Genomic DNA, 14612 nt, shown 5'->3' with positions numbered 1-14612 from the left:
TTTCGGCGCAAGCTCTTAATCAGCTTGGTGCAGCGCCGCAACGATCGCCAGGAAAAATGCCGTAACTGCTTTCCAATCAACAGCTTGCGATTTACCTGTCCACACAACCTAAGATACCCGACGCGGGGATCGGAGCCGCCCCGAAAGCGGCAGCTCTTATCCGCACCGGCGCTACTCCGCTACTTCCCGGCAGCCCACTTACGCCACGTCGCCTCAAGCGTCGCGAACCCCTTGTCTTTCTCCCGCAATCCGGCAGCTTCCAGAGCCTGCTGGAAGGTCGGGGCGTCGTTGTTCTCTCCCGGCCTCAGTCCCCCGAGGATCATCGGGAACTTGGCCGCTCCCGGCCCGTAGGTGAGGTACTCGGCCAACGACTGCGCCAGCACCTCGCCGGCGGCGGATTTCGATTCACCCCACACGTCCTCCAGCTTCGCGCCTTTGGCGATTGCGGCGCGGGCCTGTGTCCGGTAGGCAGTGTACCGCCGCGCGGTGGTCCCCTCGGCGCGCATCGCCGTGACCCGACCGAACCCGTCGCGGAGCCAGTCCGGCACGTTCTGGGTGCCGGTCCCCTTCCCCTTCAGGTGTTCGCCGGCGATCCGGGCCGCGGTGTTGAAGTACAGTTCGGCGTCCGCGGTCTTTGCGGGCGCTTCGGCGGGGTCCACGAGGAACGGCGGATCGGCCCGCAAGTCCGAATGGATGCCCTCGGGCGCCACCTGAAACACCCGCCGCATGAGCGCCTTGAAGTCTGCACTGTCGGGCACGAAGTAAACCGTCAGTTTCCCTTTCCAGGGCGCTTCCTTGTCGTCGAACTTCAGCGCCTTACGAGCCACGGCGGTCGTCTTCTCCAGCGCCTCTCCAAGGGCCTTTGCCTTCTCCGGCGGGAGCGCACCGGCAACCAGATAGTTGGCGGTTTCGACCACCGTCGGCTTGTCGATGTTGGCCTTCTTCAGGTTGGCGACGGCGGCGGCTTTCGCCCCTTTCACAAGCGCGTCCTTGTCCTGCGCGTCCGCCGGGCGCGGATCGGACAAGCCGACGACCAGAGTGCAACACAAGCCGAGGCCGAACAAAGCGCGGTACAGCACAGATGAGTCTCCGTCAGAAGACACGGCGTCGAACCCGAGTGTAGCTCAACGCGGCCGGCCGCGCCGGCCGATCACAGCCCGAGCACGTCGTTCATGGTGTACCGCCCGGCCGGACGGTTCGCCATGTGCTTCGCGGCCAGCAGCGCGCCGCGCGCGTAGCTGTCGCGGTTGTGCCCCTTGTGGACCAGTTCCAGTGTCTCGCCGATGGTGGTGAAGACGATCGTATGCTCCCCCACGTTGTCGCCGCCGCGCACCGCGTGAATGCCGATCTCCTCGGCCTTGCGCTCGCCCACAATGCCCTCGCGCCCGTGGACGAACTGCCCCCCCTGCACCTCCCGGATGATCTCGCCGAACCGCACCGCCGTGCCGCTCGGCGAGTCCTTTTTGAACCGGTGGTGCCGTTCGATGATCTCCGCGTCGAACCCCTTACCCTTGAGCGCCTCGGCGGTGAGCCGGACCAACTTGAACAGCAGGTTCACAACTAGGCTCATGTTGGGCGCGTACAGGACGGCGGTCATGTGCGCCGCGGCCTCGATCTCCGCCTTTTGGGCGTCGGTGTGGCCGGTGGTGGCGACCACGATCGGGATCTGCCGGTCCACGCACACCGGCAGCACGGCCATCGTGCCCGAAGGCGCGGAGAAGTCGATCAGCGTATCGATGCGGGTGCCGAGGGGCAGGTCGTAGCGGATCGGCACGCCGTTCGGACCGATCCCGGCTACTTCGCCGGAGTCTTTCCCTTGCGCCGGATTTGTGGCGGCGTCGATGGCCGCGACCAGCACCAGATCCGGATCCTCTTTGGCCAGCGCCACCAGCCGCTGCCCCATCCGCCCGCACGCCCCGTTGACCGCGATATGAACTTTCATGTGTGTCTCGGCGAGCTGTCGTCGTTACGTATCGGTTCGCTTTCCAACATATCGGCTCACGGGCCGTGGGGCACGCTGCCGTCGTAGGACACGCTGTTCGCCCGGCCGAGGTGGCGCACTGGGGCGTGCCGGGCGGCCCGCTGAGCACCGTCCGCGGCCCATCCGGTGAAGTGGTCGGCGACACCGCGGCAGGCCGGAAGATCGTCGTGCTCGAAGACGAGGAGGCTCCCGCCGACCTCGCTCAATTTCTTCCCCCCCACCTCGGGGTTGATCGCGTAGCCGATCTGGAACGTACCGCCCTGCGTCGGGCAACCCGCGCCGGAGTCGATCGCGTCGGGGCAGCGGAACACGCGCACCGAGTTCTCCGCGAACGGCGTCACGGCCCCGGCCGGCGCGTACCCCGGCAGCGCGGTGGTGACCGTGGCCCCGGGGCGGTTGTCGTAGGGGCACCACCAAGTTTCGTTCGGCCCGGTAAAGGTGTTAGCTGGGTTGCACGCGCGGCACAGCGGGTCTTTGCCGCCCTGCCACGGGGCGGGGCAGGCGCGTGCGAACGGCAGCGTCTTTTGGGCGTCGTGGTACATGTGGAGGCCGAGGCCGATCTGTCGCAAGTTGTTCCGGCAGGCGGCGCCGTTGGCGGCGGCCCGGCCCCGTTGCACGGCGGGCAACAGGAGAGCCAACAGCACTCCGAGGATCGTGAGCACAACAAGGCTTTCGAGGAGCGATAACCCGGGCCGCATGACGCCTCCGGAACGCCGCTCGACCGGCCCCGGTCGCCCGAAGGGGCCAGTCAGCGCTGGGACTGGATCGCCGCCACAATGGCATCGAGGTCGTTGGGCACCTGTACCGCACGGTTCGCGAACGACACCGCCTTCACGCCACGCTTCCCGAGTTTGGCCTCAAACGTCGCCGGGTCCGCGGAGTGGTACGCCACCGTTTCGTCGGAATCCTTCAGCACGTGCCCCGTCAAGATGCACACCGCCGTGGCGTCCTTGTCGATCACGCCCTCGGCCACCAGTCGCTTGAGCCCGGCGACGCTCGCACCGCTCGCGGGCTCGCACCCGAGACCGCCGGCCCCGACCTTCGCCTTCGCGTCCAAGATCTCCGCGTCGGGGACCGCCCGCACGACGCCGTTGCAGCAATCCAGAGCCCGGAGCGCCTTCGGCAGGTTCACCGGACGGTTGATCTCGATCGCGCTGGCGAGCGTGTCGGGCTTCCGGTTCGTCGCATCGAGTTCGCCGTAATACCCGCTAACGCCGGCCGCGTCGAACGCCCCGCCGTTCCAGCGCAGCCCGAGTCGCTCGTGGAGTTGGTAGGCGGTGTGGGCGCCCTCGGCGTTAATAACCGCGAGCCGTGGCAGACGCGCGATCAGCCCCAGTTCGCGCAGCTCGAAGAACGCTTTCGCGAAGGCCGACACGTTCCCGAGGTTCCCGCCGGGCACCACCACCCAGTCCGGAACGTCCCACCGGAGCGCCTCCAGCACCCGGAACATGATCGTTTTTTGCCCCTCCAACCGGAAGGGGTTCACGCTGTTTACAAGGTAAATGCCGAGCTGCCGGCTCACTTCTTGTACCCGGCGCAGCGCGTCGTCGAAGTCGCCCCGGATCTGGACCGTGAGCGCCCCGTGCTCGAGCGCCTGCGACAGTTTCCCGTAACTGATTTTCCCGCTGCCGATGAAAATGATGCCGCGCATCAGTTGCGTGGCGGCGCAGTAGGCGGCCAAGCTCGCCGACGTGTTCCCGGTACTGGCGCACGCGGCGCGGGTGGCACCGGTCATGCGGGCGTGGGTGAACGCGGCGCTCATCCCGTTGTCTTTGAAACTGCCGGACGGGTTCATGCCCTCGTACTGGAGGAACAGCCGGCCGGGGCTCATCCCACAATACGCAGCCACCGCGTCGGCGCGCTGGCACAGCGTTTGACCTTCGCCGATGGTGACAATTTTGTCGTCCGGGGCGAACGGGAGCAGTTCCCGGAACCGCCACACGCCCGAAAAGTCGAGCGGGTTGGAGCGGTTGGCCCATTTACTCTCGAAGTGCTTCAGACTCGACGGAACCGGGAGGCGGTTCCAGTCGTACGCGACATCGAGGAGGCCGCCGCAGCGCGGGCAGCGGAACGCGGTGTCGGCCCAGTCGGCGGTGCCGCCGCACGCCGGGTTGATGCAGCGCTGGAAGAGGAGATCTGCCATGCGAGTTGTTTTAGCAGGTCCACACCCCCTCACGGAATTCGTCGCGCGGTTTTCCAGAGCTTCGCGCGTGCCGGCCGCGTGGTATAAGTGGTATCCCCTTACCCGGAGCGAGCCATGCCCGCGCACCTGCTCTCACTCGCCGACGGCCCGAGCATCCTCTTGGACAAACCGATCCTGCTGTTCGGACGGCACGAGGAGTGCGACGTGCAGTTGAACTCCAAGAAGGTGTCGCGGCGGCACTGCGTGCTGGCCCAGGTCAACGACTACCTCGTGATCCGCGACCTGGGGAGCACCAACGGCGTGCGGATCAACGGCGAGCGAGTGGCCGAAGGGAAACTCAAGCCCGGCGACGAGTTACAAATCGGCAACTTCAAATACCAGATATGCGGCGACCTGTTCGCGCGCTCCGACGAGCACCCGAAAGTGGAGAGCTACAAAAACATCGCCCCGGCGGAAGGCCCGGCCGGCGACGACAAAAGTACCGGCGAAGACGAACCGCTGTGAGCCGGCACGGAGCGAGGGGAATCCTGAAACGGCGTCACCGCCGTCAACCAAACGACACGAGCGCAGTTCCACGCCCGTGCTCGCGTCGTTCGCGATTACGGGCGGAACACCACGTCAAGCCCGCTCGCATCGGTCGGGACCGTTTCCTTGGTGATCGGCTGGTCGCTGTGCTTCCAGGTGAACGTTCGCGGCAGTTGGGCGTGCAGGTACGTCTTCGCCGGGAGTTTCACCGCCTGCCCTTCAATGGTCAGCGCGAGGTCGCGATCGGTGTGGTTGAAGAACCCGACCTTGCGCAACCCGTTCGCTCCAGCGGTCCCGGTCGCGGGGAACACGCTCACCTTCAATGCGCCGCTCAGCGGGCTCGATTTCACCTGGGTGGGCTTGGTGTCGGGCGAGATCGGCGTGTCCGGCGGGAGCGTCAGCGGGGGCAGCGCGTCGGGGTTGCGCGGCACGCTCACGCCGGGCGGCGGGATCAGCGCGTCCGGGGCCGGAGCGGGCACCGGAACCGCCGCCGCCCCCGGCACTTCCGGCAACTTTATGGGCGAGTCTCCCTTCGGCAGTTCCAGAGTCGGGAGCTTCGACTCTCCGCCCTTCGGAAGTTCCAGGGCCGGAAGCTTCGCTCCGCCCTCCTTCGGCAGTTCCAGAGCCGGGAACTTCGGCTCAGACTCTTTCGGGAGTTCGATCGCCGGCGGTTTCGTGCCGCCTTCCTTCGGAAGCTCCAGAACGGGCAACTTCGGTTCCGTCTTCTCCCCTGGGAGAACCAGCGGCGGTAGTTTCGGCTCCGACGCCGGCGCCTTCGTGTCCGGCAGCGGTGGGAACTCGATCTTCGCGCCCTTCGGTTCAGGGGCGGGCGACTTCGGCGCCCCCCATTCGGTCTTCTTGTCGAGGTCCGACCGCCCGTCGGGTCGCGGGACCAGCGGCAGCGCGGCGGGTTCGGCGCCCGTCGGCTTCGTGGGTTCGGTGTTCGCGGCCGGGCGCACCGGCTCGATCAGCGGCGGCCGAGTGGGCGCCGCCGCCTTCGGCGCATCGGCGGGTGTGACCGGCTTCGAGCGCTCCACTTTGGGCGGCTGAAGGGTTGGGGACGAGGCAGGGGCCACGGTAACAGGCGCGCACGGCTGCACGTACACCGGCTGGCAATAAACGGGCGGCGCGTAGTAGACCGGCGCCGGCTGGTAATAGACGTAGGCGGGCGCATAATAGGAGCCACCGGCGGGCGGCCAGCACGCTGATACCCAATCGGGCACCAGCACCAGCGCAAAGAAGACGGTCACGCACAGTTGACGCTTCATGGTGGAATCCTTTCCGGTGGCGATCCTCGCGTACCACAAGTTGTAACTTTTTCACTAACCGCGATTCAACCCGACTTCTTGAAGGGGCCAAAATGGTGCGGGTTGTCACGACGCTCACGGCGGCCATTGCTCTCGCGACACCGGTCGCGGCTCAACCCGAGCCGAACGCGTTACTCGCCCAGCGATACGAACTCGGGCAGCGGGTGAAACGGTTCGAGCGGGAATGGGAGAAGCAGGACGGCACCGCCGCCCGCGCGCGGGCGCTCGGGCACCTGTCGAAGCTCACCCAGCAGTTCTTCGCGTTCCAGTTCGGCGAAGCCGGGCGCTCGCTCGACCTCGCGACGTTTGCCCTGACGACCGACGACGAGCCGTCCAACGCGCAACTGTGGGCGTGGAGCCTGTACGCCGTTCCGGAATCGCGCGTACTCGACGGAACGGCGAAAGAGCTGACCGTAACGATCGCCCCGCTGTACGCACTGAAGGGCGAGCGGCCCAAGAACCTGGAAGTGCAGCTCTGGTTCACGGACAAGCAGCTCGTGACCGCCAGGCCCGACAAGTTCCCGCACACGGTCAAGGTTCCGCTCCCCGCCTTGGGCGAGTTCGAGGGGCTGGACCGCAAGCTCTACTTCATGGTCGAAAGCGGTAAAGAGCTGCGCCGCTCCGCGGTCGGCGTTTCACAGGTGGCGAGCGCGGCCCCACGCCTCGCGGCGCTCAAGAACGCCGCCGGCGCATGGAAGTCGCTCGATACCATCGAGCAAGTGACCGTTCGTGACCGCACCGAGCAGCTCACGAGCGTCGCCAGCGGAGCGTTGCCGGAGACGGACCTCCCGATCGCCGACCTGCTCAAGAACGCCGAAAGCATGTTGAACGGGGAACCGTTCTTCACCCCCGCGAAGGCCGGCGAGTTCTGGCTGTCGGTTCCACTGGGGGAAAAGAAATCGGCCCCCTGCCGTGTGTTCGTGCCGCGCGGGCTGGCACCGCATAAGCCGGTGCCGGTCGTGTTCGCGCTGCACGGGGCGGGCGGGTCCGAGAACCTGTTCTTCGAGGGGTACGGCGCCGGGCACATCGTCACCGAGTGCCGCGACCGGGGCTGGGTGCTGGTCGCCCCGCACAGCGGCACGGCCTTCACCGGCGCGCCGCCCGTTGCGAAGATTTTGGACCAGCTCGCAACGCGGTACCCGCTGGACACGAAACGCACCTTCGTTGTCGGTCATTCGATGGGCGCTGCCCAGACGGTAGAACTGGTTCAGAAGCACCCGGGGCGGTTCGCAGCGGTCGCGGCCCTTGGCGGGGGCGGCTCCGTGAAGGACGCCAAACCGTTCGCCGAGCAGCCCACGTTCGTCGGCGTCGGTAACAAAGATTTCGCGCTCGCGGCCGCGCGCGGGCTGCGCAAGGCGCTCACGGACGGCGGGGCGAAACACGTGACATACAAGGAGTACGCGGGTGTCGAGCACATGGTGATTGTGCGCACGGCGCTCCCGGACGTGTTCGCGCTGTTCGACGAGCGCGCGAAGTAGTCAGCCCTCGAAATCCGATACGGTGGCCGGGGCGGTCACCGATCGCGACCAGCGGCCCCGGCCGGTTCGCCGCCGCGGGCCGTCCGGCGGCGGCTGTGGCGGCCCGCTCTCACTTCCCGCATAATGGGCCGCATGAACCCCATCGTCTTCGCTCTGCGGAACCCCGTCACCATCATGGTCGGGGTGGTCGCGGTTCTCATCGGCAGCGCGCTCGCGGCCGTGCGCATGAACGCGGACGTGTTCCCGCCGCTCAACCAGCCGGTCATCTACATCTGCCAGCCCTACGGCGGCATGTCGCCGGCCCAGATGGAAGGGCTGCTGACCAACTACTACGAGTTCCACTTCCTCTACGTGAACGGGGTGAAGCACCTCGAGAGCCGCAACATCTTCGGCATGGCCCTCATCAAGGTCCACTTCCACCCGGGCACCGACATGGCCCAGGCGACGGCCGAGGTGGTGGCCGCGGTCAACCGGGCGCGGTTCATGATGCCGCCCGGCACCGTGCCCCCGTTCGTCACCCGCACCGACACCGGGACCGCGCCCGTCGGGTACCTCGTCGTCTCGAGCGACACGAAATCGATCAAGGACATCCAGGACATCGCCACGCTCCGCGTGCGCCCCCAGTTCGCGAGCGTGCCGGGGGTGTCGAGCCCGCCCGCGTTCGGCGGGAACCAGCGGGCCGTCGTCGTGAACGTGAACCCCGACGCGGTCGCGAAGCAGGGGCTCACGCTGTGGCAGGTGACCGACGCCATCGCCGCCGGCAACCCGGTCACCCCGTCGGGCACGCTCAAGGTCGGCGACCGCCAGGTACTCGTCACGTCCAACGTGATGGCCGGCGCGAACCCCGTTCAGGAACTCGGCGCGGTCCCGGTCAAGCTCGGCGCGCACCCGGTGCTGCTGCGGGACGTGGCCACGCTCGAAGACTCCTCCGACCTCACGTCGGGGTACGCGCTCGTGAACGGCCGGCGGTCGGTGTACATGCTCATCACCAAGCGCGCCGACGCCTCGACCGTCGCGGTCGTGGACGAGCTGAAAGCGGCCCTCCCGCGGATGCGCGAGTCCGTGCCCGAGGACGTGGGCATCGAGTTCGCTTTCGACCAGTCGCCGATCGTCGTTGAGTCGATGTGGGGGGTCGGTACGGAGGGGCTGATCGGCGCCGCCCTGACGGGCCTCATGGTGCTCCTCTTCCTCCGCGACTGGCGCTCGGTGGTGGTGGTAGTGCTCAACATCCCCATCGCGCTGTGCGCCGCCGGGTTCGCCCTGTGGGCCAGCGGGCAATCGCTGAACCTCATGACGCTCGGCGGGCTGGCGCTGGCGGTCGGCATCCTCGTCGACGAGGCGACGGTAGAGGTGGAGAACATCCACACGCAACTGCTCCGGTTCGACAGCGTGGCCCGCGCGGTGCGCCAGGGGAACCTCGAAACGGCCGTGCCCCGGCTGCTGGCCATGCTGTGCATCCTCGCTGTGTTCATCCCGTCGTTCTTCATGGAAGGCGCGGCCCGGGAACTGTTCGTTCCGCTGTCGCTGGCGGTCGGGTACGCCATGATCGCGTCGTACCTGCTGTCGAGTACGTTCGTGCCGGTGATGTCGGTGTGGCTGCTGAGGCACACGCCGGCGCACACGGAAGCCAAGGGCGGGCTGTTCGCCCGGGTGCTCGACGGCTACGAAACGGTCGTGGCCCGTCTCGTTCACTTCCGATACGCCACCGTGCCGCTCTACCTGCTCGCGGCACTGGCGCTGGTCGCCCTGCTCTACTTCAACCTCGGAACCGCGATCTTCCCGCCCACCGATAAGGGCCAGTTCCTGCTCCGGCTGAAGGCCCCGACCGGCACGCGCATCGAGCGCACGGAAGAGCTGGCCCAGGAAGCCACCCGGCTCATCAAGGAAGAGGTCGGCCCCGAGAACGTGGAGGCCACCGTCGGCTACGTCGGGATGTTCCCGACCAACTACCCGATCCAGGCGGTTCACCAGTGGACCAGCGGCCCCGGCGAGTGCCTGCTGAAGGTCGCACTGAAGGAGGGTGCGTCCGGGCAGTTGGAAGGGCAGAAAGAGCGGCTCCGAACGAAGCTCGACGCCGGGCTGAAGGCGTGGCTCACAACGCGGTGGAAAGAGGACGGCCTCGCGCAAGCGGACATCGACACCCGACTGCCCGGTGTGCGGCTGTCGTTCGAGCCCGGCGACCTCGTGAGCGACGTGATGAGCTTCGGCTCGCCCACACCCGTGGAGGTGCAGGTGAGCGGCAGCAACATGGCGACCAACCTGACCTTCGCGGGCCGGTTGCGCGAGAAGCTGGCGGCGATCCCCGAGTTGCGCGACGTGCAACTGAACCCCGCCCAGGACTACCCCACCATCAACCTGAACATCGACCGCGCCCGGGCCGGCACGATGATGCTCACCGCCCGCGACATCGGCATGTCGCTGATCCCGGCGACCGCGTCGAGCCGGTACATCCAGCCGATCTACTGGCGCGACCCGGTGAACGGGCAGGCGTACATCGTCCAGGTCCAGATCCCGCCGCCGCAGATCGGCACCGACGACGCGCTGGGCAGCACCCCCGTCGGCCGGCGCCACACCGCCGACAACGCCAGCGATCACACCGGCACGAACGGCACGATCTACCTCCACGACGTGCTGGCGCCGAGCGGCGGGCTCACGCACGTTACCAGCGCCGAGGAGGTGTACCGGTACAACATGCGCCGCGCCGCGAGCATCACCGCCAACGTGTCCACGCAAGACCTGGGCAAGGTCCGCAAGGCGGTTCAGCGGGCCATTGCGGAAGTCGGCGCCCCGCCGCGCGGGGTGCAGGTGGACATCCGCGGGCAGTTGAACACGCTCACCGTGGTGCAAACCAGCCTCGGCCGCGGGCTGCTGCTGGCGGTGCTGACGATCGCGCTCCTGCTTACCGCGTACTTCCAGTCGGTGAAGCTGGCGCTGGTCTCGGTGGCCGCGGTCCCCGCGACGCTGTGCGGGGTGGGGCTCACGCTGTGGGTCACGAACACGACGCTGAACCTCCAGTCCTTTATGGGCGCGATCATGGCGCTGGGCGTGTCCGTGGCCAACGCGATCCTGCTGGTCACGTTCGCCGAGCGGGCACGCACGGGCCACGGCGGCGCCGTCCGCGCCGCCGTGGAGGGCGGGCGGGCGCGGCTGCGGCCGATCCTGATGACGAGCTGCGCGATGATCGCGGGGATGCTGCCGATGGCGATCGGCGCGGCCGCCGGCGGCGACCAGACCGCGCCGCTGGGTCGTGCGGTGGTCGGCGGCCTCACCGCGTCGACCCTCGCCACCCTGCTGTTGCTGCCGGCGGTGTTCGCGGTGGCACAGCGAAAGGCCGGCGTCGTGGGCGCGTCGATGGACCCGGACGACCCGAACAGCGGCCGGTACGACGATAACAAAGTGCAACTGTTCGAGGAGTAATCGCGGCATTTCTGGCCACTCACACGCCATTGGTGTGAGCGGCCAGCACCCGTTCGGGTCCGAACAGTCGAAACGCTGTATCGGGCCATTTTTGCCGCAACTGGCTTCGCAATAATGTGTTGCGGCACGTCCATCGATCTGCATTGGAGCCGCCCTCCGTTCGTTTGAAAGCGTTGTTCGGGTTTTGCGGGCCGGATTCGGTGGTAGCAGCATGCCCGCGGGTGGGTAGCGAATCGGTAGCTCCAAGCCCGCGAACGTTCCATCTTGCCCCCAGCCGGATACCAGTCACTTCAAGTATCACACCGCGGTTCTGCCCCTGAGTGTGGTCCGCTCACTCCGTGAGCGGTCGCTCCGCACATCAGGTCCGCTCCTCGTGACGCAGTCGCCGTCGTGGTCTCCAACACGAATCCGAGCCCGGAGCGACCGCTCACGGAGTGAGCGGACCACCTTGAGCACTCCGTAAAGGGGGACGTGGCCCGAACTGGAAATGACGGGTGCCGCTCGCCAACCGTGAGCGGGACTGTAACCCCCTTTTACACCCGTGCGAATGACGCACCTCGCTGACCAGTTGAGGCACGCGCGCAGTGCCCCTATCCCTCTGATGGCACCGCCCCGGCGCCGCACGCGCGGCGGTGCAGCTTTCCGGACATGGCCCGATAACACCCCGGTCTCATGCAAGCGCGATTTGCTGAGTGCTTATGAGATTGTTCGTGTTCGTCTGGATTTGGCGCATTCACATGTGCCCACACCGACACCGGCAGCTTGATAGGCGTTGGTGCCGGCGCCGGAGCGCGGGCCTCTGGCCCGCTTGAGATCAGCGGTTCGATTCGGCTACGGGAGAACTCAAAACGGACTCCCGGCGCATACCAGCGGGCCAGAGGCCCGCGCTCCGGCGCCAGCACTACTCACGCTTCGGTATCAGCCGGTCCACTCGGACCGTTTCAAAAATCGGCAAAATTGCGCGCGGGTACGTCGGCGAGCCGGGCTCTTATACTGGCGGCGAACCGGAGGAACCGACATGGCTGGGGTTCGACTGGCCGCGCTGGTGCGGAAGCTGCGGCGCGACGCCGTTTTCGACTCGGGCGGTGACTCCGACGCGGAACTGCTCGCGCGCTTCGCATCGGCGCGTGACGAACTGGCGTTCGAGTTGCTCGTGTGGCGGCACGGCGCAATGGTGCTGGCCGCGTGCCGACGCGCGTTGGGACACACCGAGGACGCCGAAGACGCGTTCCAGGCCACGTTCCTCGTGCTGGCACGCAAGGCCCACGCGGTCCGACGGGGTACCGCGGTCCCGGCTTGGCTCCACCGGGTCGCCATGCGGATCACGCACCGGCTCGCGGCCGGTCGTCGGCCGACTACCACCCTCGCCACAGAGCCCGCGGCCCGCGCCACACCCGACGCCGCCGAGTTGCACGAACTGCGTGGCATGCTCGACGCCGAGATCGACCGGCTCTCCGAACCGTACCGGCGAGCGTTCGTGCTGTGCTACCTGGAGGGGCTATCGAACGCCGACGCGGCCCGGGAACTCGGCTGCCCGGTGGGCACCATCGAATCCCGGCTGACAGCCGCACGCCGAACCCTCCGAACCCGCCTCGCGCGGCGGCTTCCGTTGCCCGCTGGGGTGCTGGCCGCACTCGGGTTCCTCCCAACCCTGTCGGCGACTGCGGTCGCCGAAGTGAAGCGCGCCGCGGCGGTCGCCGCAGCCCGCGGGCTCCGGGCCGCGATCGGAATTGCACGCGAGCCAGTCGTGCGGCTGGCGGAAAGGGCAATGATCATGACGAAGCTGCAAAAGTGGGCCGCGGGCACACTGAGTCTGGCCCTGTTCGGGCTGGCCATTGGCATCGGGTGGGCACACCCGACCGCCGAGCCGCCCGAGGCCCCGAAAGTGGTGACGGCGCACCCGGTAAGCGCACCGCCAGACACTCCGGTGCAGTTGGACAGCGCTCCGCCGCCCAAGCCGGTGGAACCCAAACCAAAAGATACTTGGCCGCTCGCGTGGCGCAGAACGCTGGACGGCTACGGACATCTCATCGGCGTTACCCCCGACGGGGGGTCGCTCCTCATGCGCCACGACCGCGGAGTGAACTTGATACCACTTACAGGAAACAATGCGCGCACATTTTCATCAGTAAATAATGTGTCAGGAGCTGCATTGTCTGCTGATGGAAAGTTCGTCGCAATTGCCGAGGGTATTAACGGGGTGAAGATTCGAGACCGCATGAGCGGCCGAGTCGTTGAGGCACTCTGGCCGAGTGGCAACCTTCCCGCGCAACAGGTCGCGTTCACGCCCGACGGGGCGAAGCTGATCGCGTTGTGCGGACGGACGAGTACGGATACTCGGCGGAAAGGGGCGGCCGGTGGACCTAGACTACTACCACTGTACACTTCGGTTAGCCGTATATCAGTCTGGGATGTCGGCACGTGGAAAGAAGTCTCGTACCCTGAGCAGAGCGACACTTACTTTATCGGATTGGGGTCACCGCTGGTACTGGCCGCGGGCGGCCGGTTCGCCATCCGAACCCAAGAGGTGTTCGAAGACGGCGCCGAACGACAGAAATTCCAAGCCCTCCGATTCAGCATCACCAATACGGCGACCGGAACCGAGAGCAAACCGCTCACCCTGACCAACCCCGTACTCGTGCCCGCCCGATCGTGTCCCGTATCACCAGACGGCAAGACACTCGTCATGTCGAACTCCGACGGAAATGAACTCCACTTCCTATCGTCCGATACGGGACAAGATCAGTTTCGTATCCCGGCCTTCCGCAGGCCAGTGAAGGCAGTGGCATTTTCTCCAGACGGAAAGCTGGTAGCGGCGGCAACGGGGCTGGACGTGCGCGGAAACGAAATTGCCGCACCGTCCGAGGTCGTCATCTGGAACACCGCCACCGGGAAGGAGGTCGCTCGTCTGGTTGATAAGGAGAGCATTCGGGACTACTCGGCACTCGCATTTGGTCCCGACGGCTCGTTTCTCGCGGCCCAAACTCGCTCAGGTTCGGGTTGGGCGGATCACGTGATGGTCTGGGGGCGGTTGCCAGCACCGGAGCCAACAGTGGAACCCGCCGCGCCCGCCAAGCCGGCGGCAAAGGGCTTGCCCCCCGCACCGGATCGGTTCCAGGCGCTGTTTCGTGAGCTGTCCGCCACGGCGGTGACCGATGCCCGCCGTGTTGAGGTGCTGTTCCTCGCCGCACTTGGGCGGTTCCCCACGGACGTGGAGGCTCGAACCCTCGCGGCCCAACTTGCTCGCAGCAGCGATAAGGCCGCCGCACTCCGCGAGTTGCTCGGTACGCTCACCGAAACGGCCGAGTTCCGCGCGCACGCCGCCGAGTTGCAGCGGATGGTGAAGTAAAAACCGTACTGTGTCGGCCGCACAGGGCGGGAGCACAGGGCTTCCGCCCTGTGCTACGCGAGCCGGCCCCTCCGGGGCGGAGAACAAGTTAAAAGGCGAACGTGCAAAGGCAAAAGGATTGCACCTCTTTTGCCTTTGCACGTTCCTCTTTTGCCTTGGTTTCGCACCCCGGAGGGGTCGCCGGACGTAGCACAGGGCGGGAGCCCTGTGCCACCAACTTGATCTGTATCCGCGCGGTATTTGTAGCCGGCCTCTGTGAGGCCGGTGGTAGACGGGTGGTGTCGCACCGGCCTGACAGAGGCCGGCTACAAAAGAAGGTTACCCTTCAACCCGATCCGGCATTAACCCGGCGGAGCGCAAGTGAGAAGGCGAAGGTGTGAAGGCAAAAGGGGTTGCTACCCTTTTGCCTTCA

9 protein-coding genes are annotated in these 14612 nt (G+C 66.8%); 4 read left to right on the top strand and 5 right to left on the bottom strand.

All coding sequences use genetic code 11. The features are described from left to right. Positions 1-179: 179 nt before the first annotated feature. From R5W23_RS03195 to thrC, 4 genes are all read right to left on the bottom strand, one after another. Positions 180-1079, bottom strand: a complete 900-nt coding sequence (locus tag R5W23_RS03195; protein ID WP_320685074.1) for a hypothetical protein — start codon at positions 1077-1079, stop codon at positions 180-182. A gap of 71 nt (positions 1080-1150) precedes the next feature. Next, positions 1151-1942, bottom strand: a complete 792-nt coding sequence (gene dapB, locus R5W23_RS03190; protein WP_320685073.1) for a 4-hydroxy-tetrahydrodipicolinate reductase — start codon at positions 1940-1942, stop codon at positions 1151-1153. Between the two features lie 56 nt (positions 1943-1998). Further along, positions 1999-2679, bottom strand: a complete 681-nt coding sequence (locus tag R5W23_RS03185) for a DUF1559 family PulG-like putative transporter (RefSeq protein WP_320685072.1) — start codon at positions 2677-2679, stop codon at positions 1999-2001. 50 nt (positions 2680-2729) lie between these two features. Beyond that, on the bottom strand, positions 2730-4124 hold the full coding sequence (gene thrC / locus R5W23_RS03180) for a threonine synthase (RefSeq protein WP_320685071.1): 1395 nt from the start codon (positions 4122-4124) through the stop codon (positions 2730-2732). Positions 4125-4238: 114 nt separating this feature from the next. Here thrC and R5W23_RS03175 point away from each other — a divergent pair, with 114 nt between their 5' ends. Continuing rightward, positions 4239-4628 (top strand): FHA domain-containing protein, encoded by a 390-nt coding sequence (locus tag R5W23_RS03175; RefSeq protein ID WP_261187953.1) that lies wholly within the window; start codon positions 4239-4241, stop codon positions 4626-4628. A gap of 95 nt (positions 4629-4723) precedes the next feature. Here R5W23_RS03175 and R5W23_RS03170 read toward each other — a convergent pair whose 3' ends face one another. Next, positions 4724-5917, bottom strand: a complete 1194-nt coding sequence (locus tag R5W23_RS03170; RefSeq protein WP_320685070.1) for a hypothetical protein — start codon at positions 5915-5917, stop codon at positions 4724-4726. Positions 5918-6009: 92 nt separating this feature from the next. Here R5W23_RS03170 and R5W23_RS03165 point away from each other — a divergent pair, with 92 nt between their 5' ends. The 3 genes from R5W23_RS03165 to R5W23_RS03155 all read left to right on the top strand — a co-directional run bounded on the left by R5W23_RS03165 (position 6010) and on the right by R5W23_RS03155 (position 14200). Then, positions 6010-7434: a hypothetical protein gene (locus R5W23_RS03165; protein ID WP_320685069.1), complete on the top strand. Its 1425-nt coding sequence runs from the start codon at positions 6010-6012 to the stop codon at positions 7432-7434. Positions 7435-7566: 132 nt separating this feature from the next. After that, positions 7567-10851: an efflux RND transporter permease subunit gene (locus R5W23_RS03160; RefSeq protein ID WP_320685068.1), complete on the top strand. Its 3285-nt coding sequence runs from the start codon at positions 7567-7569 to the stop codon at positions 10849-10851. A 1018-nt stretch (positions 10852-11869) separates the two neighbouring features. Then, on the top strand, positions 11870-14200 hold the full coding sequence (locus R5W23_RS03155) for a sigma-70 family RNA polymerase sigma factor (protein ID WP_320685067.1): 2331 nt from the start codon (positions 11870-11872) through the stop codon (positions 14198-14200). Positions 14201-14612: the final 412 nt, after the last annotated feature.

It is taken from the genome of Gemmata algarum, from assembly GCF_034097035.1.
In the GTDB taxonomy this organism is placed as follows: Bacteria; Planctomycetota; Planctomycetia; order Gemmatales; family Gemmataceae; genus Gemmata; species Gemmata algarum.
Note: the sequence above shows the minus strand (reverse complement) of the source record. Positions and strands in the feature narration are given on the sequence as shown.

Bases quoted from the DNA above. Each gene is read 5' to 3' on its own strand.
- dapB (WP_320685073.1), bottom strand. From the start codon at position 1,942: ATGAAAGTTCATATCGCGGTCAACGGGGCGTGCGGGCGGATGGGGCAG.
- R5W23_RS03185 (WP_320685072.1), bottom strand. From the start codon at position 2,679: ATGCGGCCCGGGTTATCGCTCCTCGAAAGCCTTGTTGTGCTCACGATC.
- thrC (WP_320685071.1), bottom strand. From the start codon at position 4,124: ATGGCAGATCTCCTCTTCCAGCGCTGCATCAACCCGGCGTGCGGCGGC.
- R5W23_RS03175 (WP_261187953.1), top strand. From the start codon at position 4,239: ATGCCCGCGCACCTGCTCTCACTCGCCGACGGCCCGAGCATCCTCTTG.
- R5W23_RS03170 (WP_320685070.1), bottom strand. From the start codon at position 5,917: ATGAAGCGTCAACTGTGCGTGACCGTCTTCTTTGCGCTGGTGCTGGTG.
- R5W23_RS03165 (WP_320685069.1), top strand. From the start codon at position 6,010: ATGGTGCGGGTTGTCACGACGCTCACGGCGGCCATTGCTCTCGCGACA.
- R5W23_RS03160 (WP_320685068.1), top strand. From the start codon at position 7,567: ATGAACCCCATCGTCTTCGCTCTGCGGAACCCCGTCACCATCATGGTC.
- R5W23_RS03155 (WP_320685067.1), top strand. From the start codon at position 11,870: ATGGCTGGGGTTCGACTGGCCGCGCTGGTGCGGAAGCTGCGGCGCGAC.